Here is a 21,779-nt window from a genome sequence, read left to right as displayed (position 1 = left end):
GGGGGGTGGGGTTACGCCGGTACGCGGGGCGTGGGGCCCGGGGGCGCGGGCTCATGGGGTGATCGTCAGGACCTCGGCGACCGGGCGGCGCGGGGTGCGCGGCCCCTGGGGGCCGTAGCCGAGCCGGAGCACCATCTGGACATGGCCGGCGCCGGAGCGGGGGTCGCGCACCAGCCAGCGCAGATCGGGCCATTCCAGCGGCTGGGTGGCGAACGAGCCGACCAGGCCCTCGCGGGTGGCCAGCAGCAGGACGCGCTGCAGGGCCTGGCCGGCCCGCAGCCAGTCGGCCGGGCCGTCGCCGGTGGTGCTCAGCGTCGCCAGTTGGGGGCGCCGCTCGAACGCGGCGTAGCGGCGGCCGGGGACGGTACGGCGGCCGGCGAAGTCGCGCATCGGGGCGGCGCCGCGTCCGGCGGGCCCGAAGGCGTAGTCGGGGACGCCGTCGGTGGGCGCGCTGGTGTGGGTGTCGCGGGTCCAGGCGCGCTGTTCGGCCTCCCGCCCGTCGTCCATCCGGTCGTAGCCCTCCGCGTGCACGATCAGGTCGAGGACCGCCTCCCGGTGCGGGGTGGTCAGGAACGCCAGCCGGGCCCCCTCCCGGTGGGCGGCCTCGGCCAGGGCCGCCCGGACGCGGTCGGGGATCCGCCGCTCGGCGAACGGATACCGGCTGGTGCGCCGCTCGCGCAGCATCCGGTAGAGACCGCTCAGCGCGCCGTTGAGGAGTTCATGCGGGGCGTCCGGGGTATCCAGGCGCACCTCGGCCAGCAGCCCGGGGCTGGCGGGGTCGGGCAGCAGGGTGGTGGCCGTGCGGTGGCCGGCGTGGGCCGCGGCGGCCCGCAGGTTCAGCAGGGCGGCGCCGCAGCCGAGGTGCAGGGCTCGGGTGGTGGGGTCGGCCAGCGGCATCGCCCGCGTCGGGTCGGCGCGGAGGGTGAAGGTGCGCCGGGCGCGGGAGTAGGCGAACTGCCACGGCTGGGCGTTGTGCATCGACGGGGCGGTGATCGCGTCCGCGACCAGGGCCGTGACGGCGGTGTCGTCGAGGGTGGCGTGGGCGTGGGTGAGCACCGGGACCTCCCGGGCGGATCGGACCGTCCACGGGCCCGGTCGCGAGCGCGGATACGGGCGCGGACGGCGGTCGGCAGGGTCCTTCCAGCGTGGCGGGGCGGGCGGTGCCGCGGCAGGGCCATCGGTCCCGGCCGGGCGGGCCTGGCGGGCGGGCTGTTCGGCCCTGTCGGCCTCCCGGGGCGGTCGCCCGGCGGCGGGGCCGGGAGCCAGGCGGCGCATGCCCCGACGCCTCCGGGCGAGCATGCTGGAGGGAGGCGGCCGTGACGGCGTACGAGGTGGGGGTGGCCGGGGCGGCGTACGGGACCGCGGCCCGGCCGGGAGGCGGAACCGGGGCGCGGGGCCAGGGAGCGGAGGAACGGCCGGCGGGCGGATGGCCCGTAGTACCGGAAGGACGGACCACGCGATGACCACCGACAAGCCCGCCGGAAACGGCGGCGACCCGGCGCCGCGGCTCAGCGGCGATCTCGGCCGGCGCGCCGCGCTGCGCCGGCAGCAGCTCGGCCTGACCCGCGAGGAGGTCGCGGCCCGGGCCGCCGCCTCGCCGGGCTACGTCCAGTACGTCGAGGAGAACCCCGCCCGCCCCGGCATCGGCTTCCTGCTGCGGCTGGCCGGTGCGCTGGACACCACGGTCGCCGAACTGGTCGGGAGCACCGCCGACCTGCCGCCCGGGTTGGGCGCCGCCGCCGTGCGGCCCGAGGTGCTGGCCCTGGGGCCGGGCGAGTGCCGGGAACTGCTCGGCAGCCACGGCGTGGGCCGGGTGGCGGTCGTCCTCGACGGCGTCCCCGCGGTCTTCCCCGTCAACTACACGGTGGACGGCGAGGTGATCGCCTACCGCACCCACACCGGTTCCGGCCCGGCCGCGGCGGCCGGCCGCGCGGCGGCCCTGGAGGTGGACCACCTCGACGAGGCGTTCAGCCAGGGCTGGAGCGTACTGGCCACCGGGCCCGCCGAGGCCGTCACCGCCTTCGACCGGATCCGGCGGCTGGAGGAGAACGCGTTCTCCGCCCCCTGGGTCGGCGGCGGCCACTACCAGTGGATCGCCATCCGGCCGACGCGCCTGACCGGCCGCCGGATCCGCGTCCCGGGCGCACCGGGGGCTCCGGCCGGGGGGTGACTGGGCGTTGAACGGGCGCCCGAGGGCCGGAATCGGGGCAGGGACCGGGGCAGGGACCGGGTCAGGGACCGCGTCCGGAAAGCGTCAAGGCGGCGGACACGGCGAGGAAGTAGCAGACGACGCCCGCGTTGGGGGCCGCACCGCCCTAGTCGGCGATCAGAGGCTGGGCGGCCCCGCCTCGATGCGGGACAGTACCGGCGCCAGGCGGTCCACGTCGGGGCCGTCCTCGATCTGCCGTTCGTCCCACCAGGTGGCGCCGGCGTCGTGCAGCGGGCCGATGACATCCCTGGCCTTGGCCGCGTCCGCAGGCGTGACACCGCCGAGTACGAGCTCGAAGGGCCGCCCGGACTCGGCCGGCCGGTGCTTGCGTACGTACCCGATCAGGTCGCGCACCTCCGCGGCGTCGGGTGGGTAGCCATGCCCGGCCGTCTCGAACAGCGGAACCGCGCCGTCCCACCGCGCGGCCCGCCGCATGGGCGCGCGACGCGGCCAGAACCCGCCGATCCACACCGGCGGCCCGGGCCGCTGCACGGTCGCGGGCACCAGCGTCACGTCCTGGACCTCGTAGTGCCGGCCGCGGTGGTCGACCGGCTCGCCGGACCAGAAGCGCCTGAGCAGGTCCAGCCCCTCGTCCAACCGCTCGGCGAGGACGCGGGGTTCGGCGGTGTCGCCGAAGCTGCGGTACTCGTCCTTGAGGGGACCGCCCAGGCCGGCGCCGAAGGTCACCCGGCCGTTGCTGAGGTTGTCCAGGGTGGCGACTTGGCGGGCGAGTTGCGGCAGGCGATAGCGCGGGACGGGCGTCAGCAGGGTGCCCAGCCGGATCCGGGATGTCGCCAGCGCGGCAGCGGTCAGCGCCATCCACGGGTCTCCGAACGGGCGGCCCTGATGCCCCCGGTACAGCACGTGGTCCCAGATGAAGAGCCCGTCCCAGCCTGCCTGTTCGGCGGCGGCCGCCACCGTCGCGACGTGGCGGGGGCCGGCGAAGTCACCGAAGTTCGGAATGTTGATGGAGAAACGCATCCCAGCAGAATGCGCGGCTGGTGGGGAGCGGGCAATGGTTTTGACGCCGGACGCGGATGCGGATACCGAGTCCGCGACGACAAGGGCGCGGCCGGTGCTGCGCGCTGCACGGTCCGCGCAACCTGCGGTACACAGCGGGTAAAAGCCGCATACTGGGAGCCTGGGTGGTGTGGCCGTGTAGGGCAGGGAAAGGCGGGCAGACGCGATGCGTTCGGACGACTCCAGGGGGCCTGATTCCCCGCGTCGCGGCGGGCCCGAACACAGCAGGCCCGAACCCTGCGGGCCCGAACCCGGCAGGTCGGACCCCGGCGGACCCCTTCCCGGTGAGCCGCCGCCCGGGGGGCACCGCGGGGTTCCGCACACCGCGGATCTGCGGGTGGAGGCGTGGGGGCCGACCCGGGAGGCGTGTCTGGCACACGCCGTGCGGGGCGCCTGCGAGTCCTTCGCGGACCTCGCGGCCGCGGCGAGCGCACCGCGCCGGGACGAGGAGGTCGTGGTGCGGGCGGACACGGACGAGGACCTGCTGGTGGCCCTGCTGGACGAGGTCGTCTACCGGCTCGACGCACAGGGCGAGGTGCCGGTGGAGGTGGAGGTGAGCGCCGTCCCCGGTGGCCTGCGGGCGCTGTTGGGGATGGCGGACATCGGGTCGCTTCCGGTGACGGGCGCCGCGCCGAAAGCGGTCACCCTGCACGGCCTGGCCTGCGCTCACGGACCGGACGGTTGGCGCTGCGCGGTCACGCTCGACGTGTGAGCGCCCCGATGGCCGCCCGATGCCCGATGGCCGCCCGGTGGCTGATGGCCGCCCGGTGGCTGCGGCTGGGCGCCCCAGCGCCATCACCCTTTGACGCCCCCAGCGCCCAGGCACCCTTTGGCCCTCCAGCGCCCCCTCACCCTTTGACGACGCCGAGCGGTATCAGGCGGGCGACCAGGCGGGCCAGTCCGGCCCCTTCGGTGGCGGCGGCGACCGCGTCGATGTCCTTGTACGCGGTGGGGGCCTCCTCCGCCAGGCCGCGCCAAGAGGAGGGCCGGACGGCGATGCCGCGCGACTCCAGCACATCCCGCAACTCCTCGCCGCGCACCTCGCGCAGCGCCCGGTGGCGGCTCCACACCCGTCCCGCACCGTGGCAGGTGGAGAAGAAAGCGTCGTTGCCGGGCAGCCCGACCATGACGTACGAGGCGGTGCCCATGGTGCCGGGGACGAGGACGGGCTGACCGGCCTCGGCGAGGTCGTCGGGCAGGTCCGCGTGGCCGGGCGGCAGCGCGAGCGTCGCCCCCTTGCGGTGGACGCACAGCCGGCGCGGCACCCCGTCCACCTCATGCGTCTCGATCTTGGCCATGTTGTGGGAGACGTCGTACACCAGGTCCACGTCCACACCGACGGCGGTGGCGAAGGCGCGGCGCGTGGAACGGGTGAGCAGTTGGCGGTTGGCGCGGCCGTAGTTGGCGGCGGCGGCCATCGCGCCCAGGTAGTCGCGGCCGGGTGGCGACACAACGGGCGCGCAGGCCAGTTGGCGGTCCGGGAGGTCGATGCCGTAGGCGCGCAGTGAACTGTCCATGACCCGGACGTGATCGGTGCACACCTGGTGGCCCAGCCCGCGCGAACCGCAGTGGATCATCACGCAGACCTGGCCGCCGCGCAGCCCGAACGCGCTCGCGGCGCGCTCGTCGTACACCCGGTCCACCGCCTGGACCTCCAGGAAGTGGTTGCCCGAACCGAGGCTGCCCACCTGCTGGAGTCCGCGCTCCACCGCCCGCTGCCCGACCTGCGCCGGGTCCGCTTCCGGCAGCGCCCCCTGGTCCTCGCAGCGGTCCAGGTCGCGCTGGACGCCGTGGCCGCTTTCGACGGCGTAGCGGGCGCCGCGGGTGAGCAGCTTCTCCATCTGCGTGCGTCCGGAGACCTTCCACAGGCCGCCGCGTCCGGCGCCGCGCGGGGTGGTGTCCCCCAGGATGTCCATCAACGCCCGCAGACGGGGCGCCAGTTCCTCCCGCTCGATGTCCGCGGCCAGCAGCCGGACGCCGCAGGAGATGTCGAAGCCGACACCGCCCGGTGAGACCACCCCGCCCGCCTCGATGTCCGTGGCGGCGACCCCGCCGATGGGGAAGCCGTACCCCCAGTGCACGTCCGGCATCGCGTAGGAGGCGCGGACGATACCGGGCAGCGTGGCGACGTTGACGACCTGTTCCAACGCGCCGTCACCGGATGCCTGGGGCAGCAGCTCCCGGCTGGCGTAGATGATGCCGGGGACCCGCATCGCACCGTGCGGCTCGATACGGAACCGGAACGGGCTCTCCTCCCGCACCTCGACATCCATGCCTCGGGCCCTGTCTGCGTCCATGCCCATGGCTGCGTCCCTGTCGGCGTCTGTGGAGTCCGCGCCCGGAGCCGGAAGGCCGTTGGAGGCGCGGCGGTCAGTGCTGCGGGTGCGGGTGGCCGTGGAACATCGACCACCGCTGCCCGGTGGTCGTTCCCTTGGCGTGGCGGCCGGCCGCGATACGCAGCTGAACGGCGTGGAACACCTCCGCGGCGCCCAGGACGATGGCCATGATGCCCGCGACGAGCGTGAGCACGGCTATCGAGCCGAACGGGAAGACGATCAGCACGATGCCGGCGAGCAGGGTCACGATCCCCAGGAACAATTGTCCGCCCCGGGCGGGTACATGGGGAGCCGAACCCGCGGCCGCCGTCATCATGATGCCGCGCATCAGCCAGCCGAAACCGATCCAGAGCGCGAGCAGCAGCAGCGATTGCAGAATGCCCCGGAAGCAGATGAGTCCGAGCAGGATGCTCACCGCGCCCGCGATGAAGTGCAGCGCCCGCAGGTGACCGGGAACGTGCGTACCGAACGCGGCGACGAGCTGGAAAACACCGCTGACCAGCAGATAGACGCCGAAAGCGATGCCGGTGACCCGCAGCGTCTCGCCCGGCCACGCCAGGACGACGACGCCCAGCGCGATCGAGGCCAGGCCGATGGTGATCAGGGCCTGCCAGCCGCGGTTCGCCAGGGCGCCCAGGGCTTGGCCCTCCGGCGAGGTGTCGTGGGGTTGCGGCGGCGGGGTGCCGCCCGGATACGCGGAGGACGAGGTCATGCCTCCCACCTCTCTCAACCTCTCTCAGGGAGCAGGCCGCTCCCGTGGAACAGCACGGTCGGAACGTGAGGGATCCGTCGCCTTCCATCGTCAGCCATCCCGCGCCTTCCTGCCTCCCGCCTCCCTCCTGCCTGCCGCGCCGACTCCATCACGCTCAGAGAGGGAACGGACACGTACCGCACAGAGTTCCCGCCGGCGCGGCCAACTCCTCATACCGGCAAGCAACTCCTCATACCGACAAGGCGCACATCACGGCCATGCCCAGCCCCATGGCCGCATGGCACGCCAGGCCGAGCGCGCCGTCCCCCTCCTTGCCCCGTACGGCAGCTTCCCCGTTCCGCACGGCGGCTCCTGATCCCCCGTCAGCCGCCGACCGGGCCGCGTCGAAGGCGCGCGCCAGCCCCATAACCCAGGGCCAGACCATCGCGACCATCAGCAGCCCCATCGCGGCGTGCAGTGCGTGGCCGACCCGGTCGGCGGCCGCCGTACCGCGCGCCACGGCCGCCCGCAGCGCGTAGAGGGCCGGCAGCTCGCAGAGCGCGGTGAGGAGCCAGCGCAGTCCGGGCGCGGCGATCATCCGGCCACCCGCTCCCGGCGCCGCCGTACGGCGCCCACCGCCGCGTCCACGGCGAGGAACGCCAGCAGCGGCAGCCCGAACAGCGGGAGGTAGCAGCCGACGACGGCGAGCAGGACCGCGGCCGGGGCCAGTACGCGGCCCGGCAGCCGGCGCCAGGCGCCGCGCGCGGGCGCCCGCCCGAAGGCGCCGCCGGACCTGGTGGGCCGGCGCAGCCACCACATCCGGTAGCCCCACAGGATCATGGCGATCAGGGCGAGCGCGAGGAGCGCCAGCGCGATCTGGTTGGCCAGCCCGAACAGCAGGCCCATATGGGCGTCGACGCCCCAGCGGGTGAGCTTGGCCAGGAGCGGGTAGTCGGCGAACGCCTGCTTCGCGGTCACCTTCCCGGTGGCGGGATCGACGGCCACCGCGTCCTGCCGCTCCGGCCAGGACCGGGTGTTCTCCTTCACCACGTACGCGGTTCCGGCCTTGGCGGGCGGGGTGATGACGACGAGTCCGCGCAGACCGGCGTCGTGCGCGGCGGCCGCGACGGCGTCGATGCCGACGTCCTTCGTACGGGCGCGCCCGGAGGGGGCGCCACCGGCGGCGGGCAGCGCGGTGGAGACGGCCGGGGTGGTGCCGCCGAGGGCGTCCTTGAGTTCGCCGATGCTCGCGCCGGCGTGCGCGGACCAGGTCAGGCCCGTGGCGGACAGCCCGAGCAGCCCGAGGGACGCCCACAGGCCCACCGCGCCGTGCCAGGACAGGGTGCGCCGCCGCCCCTCGGTCCCGCGGCGCGGCAGGAGGAGGCGGCGCAGCCGGCGCCGCGTACGGGGTGCGCCGATCCACAGGGCGAGTCCGCCCAGGACCTCCACCCACAGCCAACTCGCCGCCAGCTCACTGTAGTTGCGGCCGACATCGCCCAGGTGCAGGGTGCGGTGCAGGGTGTCGAGCCAGGCACGGACCGGCAGCCACTGGCCGTTGGTGCGCAGGGCGCCGAGCACCTTGTGGCCGTAGGGGTCGACGAACGCGGTGAGATTGGTGTCGGCGGGGAGTCCGGGCTTGCTGAAGACGACCCGGGTGCTGTCGGTGGGGCCGGGTCCCGGGCTGACCGACACCACCGTGCCGTCGGGCACCGCCCGGCGGGCCGCGGCGAGCTGGGCGGCGAGCGGGTCGGCGGAGCCCCTCGGGGTGACCTTCAGCTCGTGCTGGTAGAGGACCGACTCCAGTTGCGGGGCGGCCGTGTAGGCGAGGCCGGTCAGGGCCGCGACGAGGAGGAACGGGCCGATGAGGACGCCCGCGTAGAAGTGGAGCCGCAGCAGCAGGGGGCGCAGCCTGCTCCAGGTGCCTGGCGCGGCCGCCGGCCCCTCGTCCGGCGGCGCCTCCTGGGATGGCTCCGCTCCCTCCGGCGCGACGGGCGTACTGCGGCTTTCGGCCATGGTGACTCTTCTTCCTGCGGGTGCGTCGACCGGTGTCTGCGGTCCGTACGACCGGTGTCTACGGTCCGCGGGAGAAGTCGGGCCGCTGGTGAGGGCAGTTCCCGCCACCGCGACGTGACCCTCGCCACACCTCCGTCCCGCCGGGCAAGCAGGACGGCCGCAGGTCAGCCCTTGTCCGGAAATCGCCGCCCGCCGGGCCGGGCAACGGCCCAGGCATCACCCGTCAGGTCCGGCCCCGGCTCCTCAGCCCTCCCCCACCACCCGGGGCAGCTCCGCCAGCACCTCCCGCAGCCGCTCCCCCGGCACGCCCCCGCCCTGGGCCACCTCCGCCGCCCCGCCCCCGCGCCCGTTCAGCAGCCGCTTGACCAGCGCGGACGCGTTCCGACCAGCCTCCCGGGCCGCGGAGTTGACGGCGACGACGAGTACGCCGCCCTCGGCCGCGACCGCCACCACGCCGGGCCGTCCCGCCGGGAGCCGGTCGCGGACGGCCAGGGCCAGGGCGCGGGCGTCCCCGGCCGGGCCGTCCGCGGTCGCGGTGACGACCAGGGTGCCGTGGGCGTCGGCTCCGGTGGCCGCCAGCCGTTCGGCCCGCGCCGCGACCGCCTGGGCCTTGAGCCGGGCGTTCTCCCGGTCGGCGGCCTTCAGCCGGTCCAGCAGCCCGGCGATCCTCTCGGGCAACTCGGCACGCGGTGCGCCGAGTTGTTCGGCGATCCGGGTGACCAGGTCCCGTTCCCGGGCGAGATAGCCGAAGCCCTCGATACCCACCGCCGCCTCCAGCCGGCGCATTCCGGCGCCGACCGAGGACTCGCCGGTCAGGGCGAGGGTGCCGATCTGGGCGGCGTGTTCGACGTGGGTGCCGCCGCACAGCTCCCGCGACCAGGCCCCGCCGATCTCGACGACCCGCACCCGCTCCCCGTACGTCTCGTCGAAGAGCGCGAGCGCGCCGAGCTGCCGGGCCTCGGGCAGCGTCATCCAGCGCACGCCGACCGGCAGGTCCCGGCGCAGGGCGCGGTTGGCGGCCTCCTCGATCTCGCTGCGGACGGCGGGGCTCAGCGCGCCGCGCCAGGGGAAGTCCAGGCGCAGGTGGCCGGGCCGGTTGTAGGAGCCGGACTGGAGGGCGGTCGGGCCGAGGATCTCGCGCAGGGCCGCGTGCAGGACGTGGGTGCCGGAGTGTGCCTGGCGTGCGCCCAGCCGCCATTCGGGATCGACCGCCGCGACCACCGCGTCATCGACGGCCAACTCCCCTGCGGTGACGCGTACTTGGTGGGTGACGAGTCCGGGGAGCGGCCGCTGCACATCGAGCACCTCGGCCTCCGCGCCGGCGCCGGAAAGGCGGCCGGCGTCGCTTTCCTGGCCGCCGGACTCGGCGTAGAACGGCGAGCGGTCCAGGACGACGGTGACGATCTGCCCCTCGCGGGCGACGGCTACCGGCCCGGCCGCGCCCACCATCCCCAGCACCCGGGACTCGGTGGTCAGGGTGTCCCAGGCCCGCCAGTCGGTGGGCCCGTGCGCGTCCAGCAGGGCGCGGAGCGCGGAGGTGTCGGCGGTGCCGCCGGACTTGCGGGCGCGGGCGTCGGCGCGGGCCCGTTCGCGCTGCTCGTTCATCAGCGCGGTGAAGCCCTCCCGGTCGACCTCGACGCCCTGTTCGGCCGCCATCTCCAGGGTGAGGTCGAGGGGGAAGCCGTAGGTGTCGTGCAGCAGGAACGCCTGCGCGCCCGGCAGCGTGCGCGCGCCGTCCTTCTTCGCCCGGGCGACGGCGGTGTCCAGCACGGTGGTGCCCTGCCGCAGGGTGGCCCGGAAGGCGTCCTCCTCGCCCTGCGCCCGGTCGGCGATCCGCGGGTAGGCGTCCGCGACCTCGGGATAGCCGGGCGCCATGCAGTCCCGGGCCACCGCGAGGAGTTCCGGCAGGACGGGGTCCTCGTGGCCGAGGCTGCGCATCGAGCGGACGGCCCGGCGGATGATGCGGCGCAGGACGTACCCGCGGCCCTCGTTGCCGGGTGTCGTACCGTCCGCGAGCAGCATCAGCGCGGTGCGGACGTGGTCGGCGACGACCCGCAGCCGGACGTCGGACCGCGGGTCGGCGCCGTAGCGGACGCCGGCGAGTGCGGCGGCGCGGTCCAGGACGGGGCGGGTCTGGTCGATCTCGTAGAGGTTGTCCTTGCCCTGGAGGAGGGTGGCCATCCGTTCCAGGCCCAGGCCGGTGTCGATATGGGGCCGGGGCAGTTCGCCGGTGAGCGGGTAGCCGGACTTGCCGGGGCCCTCGCCGCGTTCGTACTGCATGAAGACGAGGTTCCAGAACTCCATGTAGCGGTCCTCGTCGACCGCCGGACCGCCCTCGCGGCCGAGCGCCGGGCCCCGGTCGTAGTACAGCTCCGAGCACGGGCCGCACGGGCCGGGCACGCCCATCGACCAGAAGTTGTCCTCGTCGCCGCGCGCCACGATCCGCTCGTGCGGCAGCCCGGCGACCGCGCGCCAGAGGCTGCGCGCCTCGCTGTCGGAGTGGTGGACCGTCACCCAGATCCGTTCCGGGTCCAGGCCGTAACCGCCGTCCGCGACCGGCGTCGTGGACAGCTCCCAGGCGAACGCGATGGCCTCCTCCTTGAAGTAGTCCCCGAAGGAGAAGTTGCCGTTCATCTGGAAGAACGAGCCGTGCCGGGTGGTCTTGCCCACCTCCTCGATGTCCAGCGTGCGGACGCACTTCTGCACGCTGGCCGCGCGCGGCCACGGCGCCTCCTGCTCGCCGGTCAGATACGGCTTGAACGGCACCATTCCGGCGTTGACGAAGAGCAGCGTCGGGTCCGGGGTGGGCAGCGGCGCGCTGGGCACCACGGTGTGGCCGCGGGCGGCGAAGAAGGAGAGGAAGCGGTCGCGGATCTCGGCGGTACGCACGGTGGGCTCCGAATCGTCGGCTCAGGGGGCATGCGGCCCAGGGGCGGGACCGGCTCAGGCGGCTCGGGCGGCGGCCGGGTGCAGGGCGGCGTACTCCAGCGGCGCGGACGGGTCGATGGACAGGTCGAGTGGGGCGGGGGCGGCTCCGGCGCGTACGAGGAGGTCCCCGACCGCGGCGATCATCGCCCCGTTGTCGGTGCACAGCGTCAGCGGCGGCACCCGCAGCGCCACCCCCGCGGCGGCGCACCGCTCCTCGGCCAGCGCCCGGATCCGGGAGTTGGCCGCGACGCCGCCCACCACCACCAGCGTCCGCACCTCGTACTCCGCGCAGGCGGCCAGCGCCTTGCGGGTCAGGACGTCGGCCACCGCCTCCTGGAGCGACGCGGCGCCGTCGGCCAGCGGAAGCGCGTCCCCGCGCAGGCGGTAGCCCTCGGCCCAGCGCGCCGCGGCGGTCTTCAGCCCGGAGAACGAGAACGCGTACGGATCGCTGCGCGCGCCGGTCAGCGGGCGGGGGAAGGCGACGGCGCACGGATTCCCGCCGCGCGCCGCCCGGTCGATCGCCGGGCCGCCCGGATAGGGCAGGCCCAGCACCCGGGCCACCTTGTCGAAGCACTCCCCCGCGGCGTCGTCGACGGTGTCGCCGAGGTGGACGATGGGGTCCCGCACGAGATCGCGCACCAGCAGCAGCGAGGTGTGGCCGCCGGAGACGATCAGCACCATGCAGGGGTCGGGCAGGGGGCCGTGCTCCAGGGTGTCGGCCGCCACATGCCCGGCCAGGTGGTGGACCCCGTACAGCGGCACCCCGGCCGCGTACGCCAGGCTCTTGGCGCCGGCGAGCCCCACCTGGAGCGCGCCCGACAGTCCCGGCCCGGTGGTGACGGCGACGGCGTCGAGGTCGCCCACCCGCAGCCCCGCCTGCTCCAGCGCCTCGCGCACCACCGGCTGGAGGGCGTGCACATGCGCCCGGGCGGCGATCTCCGGCACCACTCCGCCGAACCGCGCGTGCTCGTCCATGCTCGACGCCACCACATGCGCCAGCAGCCGCCCGTCGGACACGATCCCGGCCCCGGTCTCATCGCACGACGACTCGATCCCGAGCACGATCCGCCCTTGCGCCATGGCCACTCCTCGCTCACCCGCCACGCGGCCTCATCACGGCCTTCTTGCTCACCAATCCTAGTTGCAAATAACTCGCAATAAGCTCGCCGCCCCTCGCTCCGCACCGAAGAAGGGCGCACCGCCGCGTAGGCACCCTCCCACCCTCCGTGAGCACCGCGTCCGCATAACGGGCGTTCACGTCCTGTCAGCGGAATGGGTCGCAGACTCGACGGGCTCACTGATCGTCAAATGAACAGGCACGACATGACTCGGACCGTCCACCGGGCACCCCAGGGCTCCCCGCCGGCCGTGCAGGACGCGGCACCCGTGCTGTCTCACGGCCTCAAACGGCGCCATCTGTCGATGATCGCGCTCGGCGGGGTCATCGGCGCGGGCCTCTTCGTCGGCTCCGGCGTCGGCATCGCCGCCGCGGGCCCGGCCATCGTCCTGCTCTTCGCCGGCACCGGCGCGCTGGTCATGCTGATCATGCGGATGCTCGGCGAGATGTCCGCGGCCCGCCCCTCCACCGGCTCGTTCTCGGTGCACGCGGAGGAAGAGCTCGGCTCCTGGGCCGGCACGACCTCGGGCTGGATGTACTGGCTGATGCTCTGCGCGGGCGTGGCCGCCGAGGCCACCGCGGCGGGCACGATCATGCACACCTGGGTGCCGTTCCTCCCGGCGTACGGCTGGGTGGCGGTCTTCATGGTGTTCTTCTGCGCCAGCAATCTGACCGCGGTCAAGAATTTCGGCGAGTTCGAGTTCTGGTTCTCCGCGATCAAGGTCACCGTGATCGTCGCGTTCCTGGTACTGGGCGTGCTCGGCATCCTCGGGGTGTTCGGCGACCCGCCCGGCACCCGCCATCTGACCGGCCACGGCGGCTTCTTCCCGACCGGGGCGGCCGGTCTCGCCGCCGGACTGCTGACCACCATTTCCGGCTTCGCCGGCCTGGAGACCGTCACCATCGCCGCGGCCGAGTCCGACCGGCCGAGCCGCAACGTGGCGCGCGCCGTGCGCACCGCCGTCTGGCGCATCGCCGTCTTCTACATCGGCTCCATGGCCGTGGTCGTCACCCTCGTCCCGTGGAACGACCCGAAGGTCGCCACCGCCGGCCCGTACGTCGCCGTGCTGGACCGGCTCGGCATCCCGGCCGCCGGCACGATCATGCAGGCCGTGGTGCTGATCGCGCTGCTCTCCGCGATGAACGCCAATATCTACGGCTCGTCGCGGATGGCGTACTCCCTGGTCAGCCGGGGGCAGGGCCCGCGGTTCCTGAGCAAGGTCACCCGCGGTGTCCCGGCGGCGGCGGTGCTGGCGTCCTGCGTCTTCGGCTTCGCCGCCGTGGTCGCCGGGATCGTCTGGCCGACCACCGTCTTCGCCTGGCTGCTGAACATCGCCGGCTGCTCGGTGCTGGTCGTCTGGACCATCGTCTGCCTCACCCAGCTGCGGATGCGCCGCCGCCTGGAGCGCTCGGCGCCCGAGCTGCTGATGGTCCGCATGTGGGGCTTCCCGTACCTGACCTGGCTGGCCCTGGCCGCCATCCTCGGCGTCTTCGCCGTCATGGCCACCAGCCACGACGGCCGCCAGCAGCTCGCCGGCACGGCCGTCGCGGTGGCGGCGCTGATCGCCGCGGACCGGATCAGGCGGCGGAGGAGCCGGGGGGCGGAGGAACGGGCGCAGGGGTAGCCCCCACGGCGAGCCGGTCGGCCGGCCCCTGGGTGCGCCGGCCGTGGCCCGCGCACCCGCCCGGCCGTCAGCGGCGGGCCGGCCGGGAGAAATGCGGTGTCCGCTCCGGGCCGGCGTAGCGCAGCAGCGCCCCCAGGCCGTCCGCCAGCGCCAGTCGCTGCCGCGGTACGACGACCAGTCCCGCGCCGGTGCACACCGCGGCCCGGAGCACCGCGGCCCCGACCGGCCCCTCCCGGAAGCCGAGCAGGCCGTACGGCTCCGGCGCCGACTCCGGCAGCCCCTTCCCGGTCACCCAGGCACTCACGTGGTGGTGGGCCGGGAAGCGGAGCGGGACGTTGAGCAGCAGGGTGGCGACCTGCGAACGCTGGAGCGCGGCCACCACGCCGGCGATGCCCTCGACGGCGCCGTGCCCGCTGGGACGGCGTGCCTGGAACAGCTCCAGGCGCGCCTCGTCGGCGGTGCCGAGCCCGTCCCGGAAGACCTCGGCCAGTTCCCGTTCCATCAAGGCGCGGTCCGGGGCGGGGGCTGCCGCGGCCTGCGCGTGCGCATCCGGCATCCCGGCCGGGGCCGGTGCCGCCTGACCGTCGCCGCGCCCGTCGTCGTACCCCTCGCCGCAGCCGTCCCCGCCCCCGTCTCCGCCTCCGCTCAGCACGAGGCGCTTGCGCCAGCGTTCGACCAGCTGGTCGGCGAGCGCGTCGCGGGCCGGCTCGGCACCGCCGAGCACGATGACCTCGGCGCCGCTGCCCCGCGCCAGTGCGGTGACGCTGTCCGCGATCGGCCCGGCCGCGCTCAGCCGGCCCACGGCGGGACCGCGCATCCGGTAGCGGTCACCCGGCGCGACCGCACTGCTCGGCCACGTCCCGGCCTGGAACGCCACCTCGACCAGGTCCGGGGACTCGCCCGGCGCGCCGGTCAGGCCGTACGCACAGGCCGCCACATAGCGGATACCGGGCGCGTGCTGCACCGCCAGCGGCACCAGATCGGGCAGCGCGGTGACCGTGGCCTCATCGCGGGCCGGCGGCTCGGGCAGCTCCTCGGCGAGGAGGACCTGCCCGCGACTGGCGACGATCATCCGCCCGTGCCGCCCGGCGACCGCCCGCTCACCGTCCGCTGCCTGGCGCACGGCGTCGACCGTGGCCGCGTCGGCACCCTGTGCGGCGAGTGCCTGGCAGATCCGCTGACTGCGCGGCGCCCCCGGGCCGCCCGGCCCGCCGTCCGCACCGGTCGATACCGGACCCCGCGGCCTGCCGTCCTCACCCGACGTGTCGAGACAGGCACAGGCATAGGGTCCCCCGCTCGTGTACACCGCGTTGAGGAAGGCCAGCTCCACGATGCCTCCACGCACTACGAGGTTGTCCTGACATGGGTCCTGTCCATCCCTCCCAGTAGAGCCCGGTCACCACCGGCGCGCGCGCCGGGCGCCCGGTCACCACCCGGTGGCGGACCGCCCGTCGCCGCGCTCCTGCGCCGCCATCACCGCATCGCCGTGCGCGAAGGCCCAGGCACCGAACGCCTCGATATGCGGCAGCAGCGTCCGGCCCAACGCGGTGAGTTCGTAGTCGACACGGGGCGGTGCCCCGGTACGGGCCTGGCGTTCGAGCAGCCCGTTGAATTCCAGTCGGAGACCCGGGGCGGGCCCTCGGCCGCCGAGCGTCTGGCCGATGCCGCGCCCGGAGCCCGGGTGGTCAAGGCGTTCAACCTCTGCCACGAGAGTGTCTGGCGCCGCACCCCGCCCGTCTTCGACGGCCGCCCCCTGGCGGTCCCGCTGTGCGGGGAGCACGCCCCGGCGCTCGCCACCGTACGCCGCCTGGTACGGGACCTCGGCTGCCGGCCCCTCGACGCCGGCGGCCTCGACCGCGCCGCTCTGCTGGAAGCCACCGCCGCCCTGCTGATCGGCCTATGGGTCGGCGAATCCGCCGACGCCCAGGCCATCGCCCCCCCGCCGGCGTACGCCGGTGGGGGCTGACGGCACCCCGCGTCCCGGCCGCAGCCGGGGCCCGGACCGCTGGCGCGCGGACCGGGCCCCGGCCCGGCTCACGCCAGGGCCTTGCGCAGGGCCGTCCAGCCGAGCAGGACGCACTTGATGCGGGCCGGGTGGTGGGAGACGTCGCGGAAGGCGGCGGCGTCGCCCAGGCGGTCCGGCCAGGGGGCGGTCGCCTGGTCGCGGTCGCGGAGCAACGCGGCCAGGCTGTCGTGCAGTTCGGCGGCCCGCTCCACGGGGGCGCCGATGACCAGGTCCGCCATGACCGAGACGGATGCCTGGCTGATCGAGCAGCCGCGGACCTCGTAGGAGACGTCGTCCACGACGGTGCCGCCGTCACCGCTCAACACCCGTACGCGCAGGGTGAGTTCGTCCCCGCAGGTGGCGTTGGCGTGCCGGACCTCCGCGTCGTACGGGTCGCGCAGGCCGCTGTGGTGCGGGGAGCGGTAGTGGGCCAGGACGATCTCCTGGTTGGCCGGTGTCAGGCGCATGTGGCCGGCTCCTCCCGTGCCCCGCCGTCCGCCCGTCCGGCGGGCAGGCGGAAGACCCGCTGGGCCTCCTGGATGCCGGCCGTCAGGGCGCCGATCTCGGTGGCGTCGTTGTAGAGGTAGAAGCTGGCGCGCACGCTGGCCTGCACGCCGAGCCGGCGGTGCAGCGGCCAGGCGCAGTGGTGGCCGACCCGCACCGCCACGCCCCGCGCGTCCAGCACCTGCCCCACGTCGTGCGGGTGGACGCCGTCGACGACGAACGCCACGGTGCCGCCCCGGTCCACCGTGGTGGCGGGCCCCAGGACGCGCACCCCGTCGAGGCCGGCCAGCGCGGTGAGCGCGGTCTCGGTGAGGGCCCGCTCGTGGGCCGCGATCCGGTCCATGCCCACCGCCGAGAGGTAGCGCACCGCCGCGGCCAAGCCGACCGCCTGGGACGCCATCGGGACGCCCGCCTCGAACCGCTGGGGCGGCGGCGCGTAGGTGGACTCCGTCATCCGGACGGTCTCGATCATCGAGCCGCCGGTCAGGAACGGCGGCATCGCGGCCAGCAGGTCCGCCCGGCCGTACAGGACGCCGATCCCGAACGGGCCGAGCATCTTGTGCCCGCTGAAGACCGCGAAGTCCACACCGCAGCGGTGGAAGTCGACGGCGAAGTGCGGTACGGACTGGCAGGCGTCGAGGAGGGTGAGCGCCCCGACCTGCGCCGCGCGGGCGACGATCTCGCGTACGGGGTTGACGGTGCCGAGCACGTTCGACTGGTGGGCGAAGGCGACCAGCCGGGTGCGCGGGGTCACCACGGTGTCCAGTTGGGACAGGTCGAGCCGGCCGTCGTCGGTGAGGTCGAGCCAGCGCAGCGTCGCGCCCGTACGGCGGCACAGCTCCTGCCAGGGCACCAGGTTGGCGTGGTGCTCCATCGCGGTCACGGCGATCTCGTCGCCCGGGCCGATCCGGAACCGGGCCGCTTCCGGGCCGCTCGTGGCCGCGTTGCTCAGGGCGTACGCGACGAGGTTGATGCCCTCGGTGGCGTTCTTGGTGAAGACCACCTCCCCGGCGTCCGCGCCGATGAACTCCGCGACCTCGGCGCGGGCCCGCTCGTAGGCGTCGGTGGCCTCCTCGGAGAGCTGGTGCGCGCCCCGGTGGACGGCGGCGTGGCAGGTCTCCGAGAAGGCGCGTTCGGCGTCGAGGACGCCCGCGGGGCGCTGGGCGGTGGCGCCGGAGTCCAGGTAGACGAGGGGCCGGCCCTCCCCGACGGTGCGGCGCAGGATCGGGAAGTCGCGGCGGATCAGGGCCGGGTCGAGGGGCGGGTCCAGGGGCGGCGGCGCCCCGGTCACGCCCCGGCTCCCGCCGCGCCGGCGCCGAGGTCCGCCAGGACCTTGTGCGTCGTCTGCAGGCACAGGCCGCGGGCGCACACGGTGACGCGGTCGCTGTCCGCGCTGTCCGCCAGGTCCAGGAACTTCGGGTTGAAGCTCTCGATGCGCTTGGTGCGGACGCCCTCGGCGTAGTCCGCGGGCGCGGTCCAGCACAGGTCCTTGTAGGAGGAGGTGTGTTCGGGGATGACGGCGGGGTCCTTGAGCTCCAGGATGCCGCCGAACATCAGCAGAGGTTCGAAGAGCGGCTCGGGTGCCTCGGGGTCGTCGGTGGGCCGGTCGGCGACGTAGCTGAAGCCGGCCCCGATCATCGAGAACCGGCATTCGCCCAGCGGCTTCTCCCGGGTGGCGGCCTCCATGGCGGCCTCGCACCCCAGTTTGCGGGCCAGCAGGTCGCCGACCAGGTAGGGCAGCGCGGACGACGGGTCGGGGACGACCGCCCGGCGCTGCCGGTCCTCCGGGAAGCGGGCGACGGTCCGCAGGTCGTCCGCCCGCAGCTCGGTGAGGTGGACGGGTATGAGGTCCGCGGCCGCCTCCTGGACGCTCTCGGCATAACATCGGGCGAATTCCAGCGGCAGCATGCTGGTGGGCGTGCTGATGACATTCGGGTGGGTGGGGTTGCTGTCCGCGCGGCGGGTGCCGGTTAACACGCTCGGGCCGTTTTCGGTGTTCGCCAGGATCGTCAGCTGGAATACCGGCTGCCAGAGCGTTCCGGGGGCCAGGCATTCACGCAGCGTCGCCGGGCCGCGCGAGCGAAATCCCGTCAGAACGCCGTCCAGTTCCGATTCCGCATAGAATTTGGCCACAAGTTCCTCCTGAGTCGCCAGTTACGGGCGAGACGAAGCTACCTCCTTACGGTGAGTGAGTAAACGATCGTTTCCAGACCCCTGGTGACGCTGCGGAATGCTCCCTTCCAGCGAGAACGGCCGGGGCGTTCTGGCTGAAACCAGCGGTCCGGGAACGCGCCGGGCGTTAGGGTCCACGCGGCCCATCAGTCAACCGGTGGCGATATTTCACCAATAAACCAGGAGAGTCGGCATGAATGACCACCTTCGCGACAAATTGGATTTCATCTTCTTTACCGCCCGACTTCGGGAGGTGGAGCGCCACAACAACGCCACCGCCACCCGCAAGGAGAGCGTCGCCGAACACTCCTGGCATCTCGCGCTGATTACCTGGATCCTGCACCGCGATTTCGAACAGGAATATGGGTGCGCGCTGGATCTGGAGAAGATGCTCAAAATGTGCCTCATGCACGACCTGGTGGAAATCGAGGCGGGCGATCCGTCCGCCTGGAACGCCCATCAGCACGGCCAGGACAAGGCCCGGATCGAGGAAGAGGTCGCCCAGCGCCGCTTCGCACCGCTCCCCGGCGGCCTGGGCGCCGAGTTCCTCGCCCTCTGGCACGAATACGAGGCCGGCGAGACCAACGAGGCCCGGATCGTCCGGGGCGTCGACCGCCTCAACCCCGCCCTGATGCGCTTCCTGACCGGCCAGGGCTGGCAGGACGTCAACGCCGACGCCGACGCCCTCGACCGCCTCCAACTCCCCCGCGTCCAGGCCAGCGAGACCCTCACCGCCGTGTACGAGGAGATCCGCGACGCGGCCGTCAGGCAGGGGCTGCTGGCGGCGGCCACGTCGTAAGGCCGGTCCGGGTCCACGCCCGGACCGGGCCAGTCCTGACGGATTGGCCTTGGCGTCGGCCGGGACGCCTTCTCTACCGTGCTGACGTGCGTATTCATATCGTTGATGCCTTCACCGACCGTCCGTTCGCCGGGAATCCGGCGGCCGTCTGCCTGCTGCCGGCCGGGGCGTGGCCGGACGATGCCTGGATGCTGCGGGTCGCGGCCGAGATGAGGCACTCGGAGACGGCGTTCGCGCTGCCGCTGCCCGCCTCGGCGGAGGCCGACTGGGCCATCCGGTGGTTCACCCCGGTCGTCGAGGCGGCCTTGTGCGGTCACGGCACACTGGCCACGGCCCATGTGCTGCGCACGGAACACCAACTGACCGGCACCGTACGGTTTCTGAGCCGCTTTCATGGTGTGCTCACCACGACCGCGGACGCGGCGGGCGCCATCAGCCTGGACTTCCCGGCGACGGCCGCCGCGACCGCGCCCGCCCCGGAGGGGCTGTTGGCCGCGCTGGGGGCGGAGCCGGTGCGCACGCTGCGGTCCGAGGGGTTGAACGACCTCCTGGCGGTCCTGCCCGACGAGGCCGCCGTACGGGACCTGGCGCCCGATATGGCGGCGGTGGCCGCGCTGACGGAACGGGAGGGCCTGCGCAGTCTCATCGTCACGGCGCCGGCGACCGGGCCCGGCCCGGAATACGACTTCGTCTCGCGGTTCTTCGCGCCGGCCCGGGGCATTCCCGAGGACCCGGTCACCGGCAGCGCCCACACCGTGCTCGCCCCGTACTGGTCGGCGCGACTGGGCCGCGCCGAACTCACCGGACTGCAGGCATCCGCGCGCACCGGCCTGATCCGCACGGCCGTGCGCGGTGACCGGGTGCACCTCACCGGACGCGCTGTCACCGTGCTGGATGGGACCTTGCGTATTCCCGTGGCAGGTGACGGCTCGGGCGCGGGCTCGTAACCGAGTCCCGCGAGCGGGGCCGGGACCGGGGCCGGCAAGCCCGGTCCCGGCCCCGGTCGCGGATGCCGTCCGCCGTACGGGAGGGTTACGCCGCGGCCGCGGCGCCACCTCCGCGTACCGGCACCCGGCTCAGGTCCCCGGCGCGCAGCCGCGCGTAGCCGGGGCGGATCACCTCGTTGATGAGCGCGGTGCGCTCGTCGTAGGGGAGGAAGGCGGCCTTGGCCGCGTTGAGGGTGAGGGCCTCCAGCTCGTTGGCGCCGTAGCCGAACGTGTCGGCCAGGTGCTGGAATTCCTGGGTCATCGTGGTGCCGCTGACCAGGCGGTTGTCGGTGTTCAGGCAGACCCGGAAGCCCAGTCGGCGCAGCAGGTCGATGGGGTGGTCCGGGTAGCTGGTGGCGGCGCCGGTCTGGAGGTTGGAGGTGGGGCAGACCTCCAGGGCGATGCGCATATCGCGGACGTAGGACGCCAGCCGGCCCAGGCGGACGGTGCCGTCGGGCTCGATGGTGAGGTCGTCGGTGATGCGGACGCCGTGGCCGATGCGGTGCGCGCCGCAGCGCAGGACCGCCTGGTGGATGGATTCCATGCCCACCGCCTCACCGGCGTGGATGGTGATCCGGGCGCCCTGGCTGCGCAGGTAGTCGAAGGCGTCGGCGTGCCGGGAGGCGGGGTTGCCGATCTCGCCGCCGGCGATGTCGAAGCCGGCCACGCCGCGGTCCCGGTGGGCGACGGCCAGTTCGGCGATCTCGCGGGCCCGGTCGGCGTGGCGCATGGCGCACAGCAGGGTGCCCACGCGGATGCGGTGGCCGGCGGCCGCGGCCCGGCGTTCGCCCGCCCGGAAGCCGGCGTTGACCGTCTCCACGACCTCGTCCAGGCTCAGCCCGCCCGACAGGTGCTGCTCGGGCGCGTAGCGGACCTCGGCGTAGACGACGCCGTCGGCGGCCAGGTCCTCGGCGCACTCCGAGGCGATCCGGAACAGCGCCTCGCCGGTCTGCATCACGGCGCAGGTGTGCGCGAACGTCTCGAGGTACCGCTCCAGCGAACCGGAATCGGCGGCCTGGCGGAACCACACCGCCAGCTCGGCCGGGTCGGTGGACGGCAGCTGCCGGTATCCGATGGCCTCGGCCAGCTCGATGATCGTCTGCGGCCGCAGCCCGCCGTCGAGGTGGTCGTGCAGCAGGACCTTGGGCGCCCGGCGGACCTCCTCCCGGTCCAGCAGGCGAGCGGCCCCGGCAACGGCGGCTCCCGGAGCGGGAGTCGGCGCGGCCTGCGGGGTGGCGGGCGAGGGGGAGGACGAGGGGGTGGGGTGCGGAAGCTTGTCTGACAAGGTCATGGAGCCGGAGTATGGCACGTCCCCGGACCGGCGGGCGACCGGGTCCCAGTCGCTGGACGGGCGGGACACCGGGACGCGAGGGG

General features: G+C 74.2%; 19 protein-coding genes and 1 pseudogene. 6 read left to right on the top strand and 14 right to left on the bottom strand.

What is annotated here, in order from left to right:
- Positions 1–51: 51 nt before the first annotated feature.
- The gene (locus ADL22_RS18480; RefSeq protein ID WP_066980462.1) at positions 52–1,056 is read right to left on the bottom strand and encodes an Acg family FMN-binding oxidoreductase; all 1,005 of its coding nucleotides are present in this window, start codon (positions 1,054–1,056) and stop codon (positions 52–54) included.
- A 403-nt stretch (positions 1,057–1,459) separates the two neighbouring features.
- Between ADL22_RS18480 and ADL22_RS18475 the strand changes: the two genes are divergently transcribed.
- Positions 1,460–2,170 carry a helix-turn-helix domain-containing protein gene (locus ADL22_RS18475; RefSeq protein ID WP_066980460.1) on the top strand — a complete coding sequence of 237 codons (711 nt, stop codon included), beginning with the start codon at positions 1,460–1,462 and terminating at the stop codon, positions 2,168–2,170.
- Positions 2,171–2,326: 156 nt separating this feature from the next.
- On the opposite strand, the gene ADL22_RS18470 is transcribed toward ADL22_RS18475, so the two are convergent.
- The gene (locus ADL22_RS18470; RefSeq protein ID WP_066980457.1) at positions 2,327–3,190 is read right to left on the bottom strand and encodes an LLM class flavin-dependent oxidoreductase; all 864 of its coding nucleotides are present in this window, start codon (positions 3,188–3,190) and stop codon (positions 2,327–2,329) included.
- A gap of 205 nt (positions 3,191–3,395) precedes the next feature.
- Between ADL22_RS18470 and ADL22_RS18465 the strand changes: the two genes are divergently transcribed.
- Complete coding sequence (locus tag ADL22_RS18465) at positions 3,396–3,941, top strand: archease (protein ID WP_079064245.1); 546 nt, start codon at positions 3,396–3,398, stop codon at positions 3,939–3,941.
- 136 nt (positions 3,942–4,077) lie between these two features.
- Here ADL22_RS18465 and ADL22_RS18460 read toward each other — a convergent pair whose 3' ends face one another.
- The 6 genes from ADL22_RS18460 to tsaD form a co-directional block, all read right to left on the bottom strand.
- The gene (locus ADL22_RS18460) at positions 4,078–5,526 is read right to left on the bottom strand and encodes an RtcB family protein (RefSeq protein WP_079064248.1); all 1,449 of its coding nucleotides are present in this window, start codon (positions 5,524–5,526) and stop codon (positions 4,078–4,080) included.
- Positions 5,527–5,599: 73 nt separating this feature from the next.
- Positions 5,600–6,277, bottom strand: a complete 678-nt coding sequence (locus tag ADL22_RS18455; RefSeq protein ID WP_066980452.1) for an HdeD family acid-resistance protein — start codon at positions 6,275–6,277, stop codon at positions 5,600–5,602.
- 229 nt (positions 6,278–6,506) lie between these two features.
- Positions 6,507–6,854, bottom strand: coding sequence for a DUF5134 domain-containing protein (locus tag ADL22_RS18450; protein WP_066980449.1), 348 nt, complete (start codon positions 6,852–6,854; stop codon positions 6,507–6,509).
- The gene (locus ADL22_RS18445) at positions 6,851–8,269 is read right to left on the bottom strand and encodes a PepSY-associated TM helix domain-containing protein (protein WP_066980446.1); all 1,419 of its coding nucleotides are present in this window, start codon (positions 8,267–8,269) and stop codon (positions 6,851–6,853) included. Before ADL22_RS18445 ends, ADL22_RS18450 begins: the two co-directional genes overlap by 4 nt.
- Positions 8,270–8,512: 243 nt before the next feature.
- Entirely contained in the window at positions 8,513–11,158 is a 2,646-nt protein-coding gene (gene alaS, locus ADL22_RS18440) for an alanine--tRNA ligase (protein WP_066980443.1), read from the bottom strand.
- 54 nt (positions 11,159–11,212) lie between these two features.
- A complete protein-coding gene (gene tsaD / locus ADL22_RS18435; protein ID WP_066980440.1) occupies positions 11,213–12,277 on the bottom strand; it encodes a tRNA (adenosine(37)-N6)-threonylcarbamoyltransferase complex transferase subunit TsaD in 1,065 nt (354 codons plus the stop codon).
- A 243-nt stretch (positions 12,278–12,520) separates the two neighbouring features.
- Here tsaD and ADL22_RS18430 point away from each other — a divergent pair, with 243 nt between their 5' ends.
- Positions 12,521–13,939, top strand: a complete 1,419-nt coding sequence (locus tag ADL22_RS18430) for an amino acid permease (protein WP_066980437.1) — start codon at positions 12,521–12,523, stop codon at positions 13,937–13,939.
- A gap of 67 nt (positions 13,940–14,006) precedes the next feature.
- On the opposite strand, the gene ADL22_RS18425 is transcribed toward ADL22_RS18430, so the two are convergent.
- Both ADL22_RS18425 and ADL22_RS36295 read right to left on the bottom strand, forming a co-directional pair.
- A complete protein-coding gene (locus ADL22_RS18425; protein WP_079064244.1) occupies positions 14,007–15,062 on the bottom strand; it encodes a hypothetical protein in 1,056 nt (351 codons plus the stop codon).
- A 303-nt stretch (positions 15,063–15,365) separates the two neighbouring features.
- On the bottom strand, positions 15,366–15,647 hold the full coding sequence (locus ADL22_RS36295) for a winged helix-turn-helix transcriptional regulator (RefSeq protein WP_420711573.1): 282 nt from the start codon (positions 15,645–15,647) through the stop codon (positions 15,366–15,368).
- On the opposite strand from ADL22_RS36295, the pseudogene ADL22_RS36290 reads away from it, so the two are divergent.
- A pseudogene (locus ADL22_RS36290) lies at positions 15,561–15,905 on the top strand (NADP oxidoreductase); the annotation flags it as partial. The gene ADL22_RS36295 and the pseudogene ADL22_RS36290 sit on opposite strands and share 87 nt — an antisense overlap.
- A gap of 68 nt (positions 15,906–15,973) precedes the next feature.
- Here the strand turns inward: ADL22_RS36290 and sufU are convergent.
- Genes sufU through ADL22_RS36285 form a run of 3 tightly spaced genes read right to left on the bottom strand, consistent with a single transcriptional unit; the run spans position 15,974 to position 18,425 of the window.
- The gene (sufU, locus tag ADL22_RS18410; RefSeq protein WP_066980431.1) at positions 15,974–16,411 is read right to left on the bottom strand and encodes a Fe-S cluster assembly sulfur transfer protein SufU; all 438 of its coding nucleotides are present in this window, start codon (positions 16,409–16,411) and stop codon (positions 15,974–15,976) included.
- Positions 16,402–17,739, bottom strand: a complete 1,338-nt coding sequence (locus tag ADL22_RS18405; RefSeq protein WP_234430760.1) for a cysteine desulfurase — start codon at positions 17,737–17,739, stop codon at positions 16,402–16,404. Before ADL22_RS18405 ends, sufU begins: the two co-directional genes overlap by 10 nt.
- The gene (locus ADL22_RS36285) at positions 17,736–18,425 is read right to left on the bottom strand and encodes a hypothetical protein (RefSeq protein ID WP_234430759.1); all 690 of its coding nucleotides are present in this window, start codon (positions 18,423–18,425) and stop codon (positions 17,736–17,738) included. The genes ADL22_RS18405 and ADL22_RS36285 overlap by 4 nt, the downstream gene beginning before the upstream one ends.
- Positions 18,426–18,813: 388 nt before the next feature.
- Here ADL22_RS36285 and ADL22_RS18395 point away from each other — a divergent pair, with 388 nt between their 5' ends.
- The gene (locus ADL22_RS18395; protein ID WP_066980426.1) at positions 18,814–19,419 is read left to right on the top strand and encodes an HD domain-containing protein; all 606 of its coding nucleotides are present in this window, start codon (positions 18,814–18,816) and stop codon (positions 19,417–19,419) included.
- An 86-nt stretch (positions 19,420–19,505) separates the two neighbouring features.
- Positions 19,506–20,366, top strand: coding sequence for a PhzF family phenazine biosynthesis protein (locus ADL22_RS18390; protein ID WP_066980423.1), 861 nt, complete (start codon positions 19,506–19,508; stop codon positions 20,364–20,366).
- A gap of 85 nt (positions 20,367–20,451) precedes the next feature.
- Here ADL22_RS18390 and ADL22_RS18385 read toward each other — a convergent pair whose 3' ends face one another.
- Complete coding sequence (locus ADL22_RS18385) at positions 20,452–21,696, bottom strand: adenosine deaminase (protein ID WP_079064247.1); 1,245 nt, start codon at positions 21,694–21,696, stop codon at positions 20,452–20,454.
- Between the last annotated feature and the right edge of the window lie 83 nt (positions 21,697–21,779).

The sequence above is a fragment of the Streptomyces sp. NRRL F-4489 genome, from assembly GCF_001509485.1.
In the GTDB taxonomy this organism is placed as follows: Bacteria; Actinomycetota; Actinomycetes; order Streptomycetales; family Streptomycetaceae; genus Streptomyces.
The sequence above is the reverse complement of the archived record's forward strand: the minus strand, read 5'-3'. Positions and strand labels throughout refer to the sequence as shown.

Excerpts from the sequence above, each read along its gene's own strand:
- ADL22_RS18475 (WP_066980460.1), top strand. The coding sequence starts at position 1,460 with ATGACCACCGACAAGCCCGCCGGAAACGGCGGCGACCCGGCGCCGCGG.
- ADL22_RS18470 (WP_066980457.1), bottom strand. The coding sequence starts at position 3,190 with ATGCGTTTCTCCATCAACATTCCGAACTTCGGTGACTTCGCCGGCCCC.
- ADL22_RS18465 (WP_079064245.1), top strand. The coding sequence starts at position 3,396 with ATGCGTTCGGACGACTCCAGGGGGCCTGATTCCCCGCGTCGCGGCGGG.
- ADL22_RS18460 (WP_079064248.1), bottom strand. The coding sequence starts at position 5,526 with ATGGACGCAGACAGGGCCCGAGGCATGGATGTCGAGGTGCGGGAGGAG.
- ADL22_RS18455 (WP_066980452.1), bottom strand. The coding sequence starts at position 6,277 with ATGACCTCGTCCTCCGCGTATCCGGGCGGCACCCCGCCGCCGCAACCC.
- ADL22_RS18450 (WP_066980449.1), bottom strand. The coding sequence starts at position 6,854 with ATGATCGCCGCGCCCGGACTGCGCTGGCTCCTCACCGCGCTCTGCGAG.
- ADL22_RS18445 (WP_066980446.1), bottom strand. The coding sequence starts at position 8,269 with ATGGCCGAAAGCCGCAGTACGCCCGTCGCGCCGGAGGGAGCGGAGCCA.
- tsaD (WP_066980440.1), bottom strand. The coding sequence starts at position 12,277 with ATGGCGCAAGGGCGGATCGTGCTCGGGATCGAGTCGTCGTGCGATGAG.
- ADL22_RS18430 (WP_066980437.1), top strand. The coding sequence starts at position 12,521 with ATGACTCGGACCGTCCACCGGGCACCCCAGGGCTCCCCGCCGGCCGTG.
- sufU (WP_066980431.1), bottom strand. The coding sequence starts at position 16,411 with ATGCGCCTGACACCGGCCAACCAGGAGATCGTCCTGGCCCACTACCGC.
- ADL22_RS18395 (WP_066980426.1), top strand. The coding sequence starts at position 18,814 with ATGAATGACCACCTTCGCGACAAATTGGATTTCATCTTCTTTACCGCC.
- ADL22_RS18385 (WP_079064247.1), bottom strand. The coding sequence starts at position 21,696 with ATGACCTTGTCAGACAAGCTTCCGCACCCCACCCCCTCGTCCTCCCCC.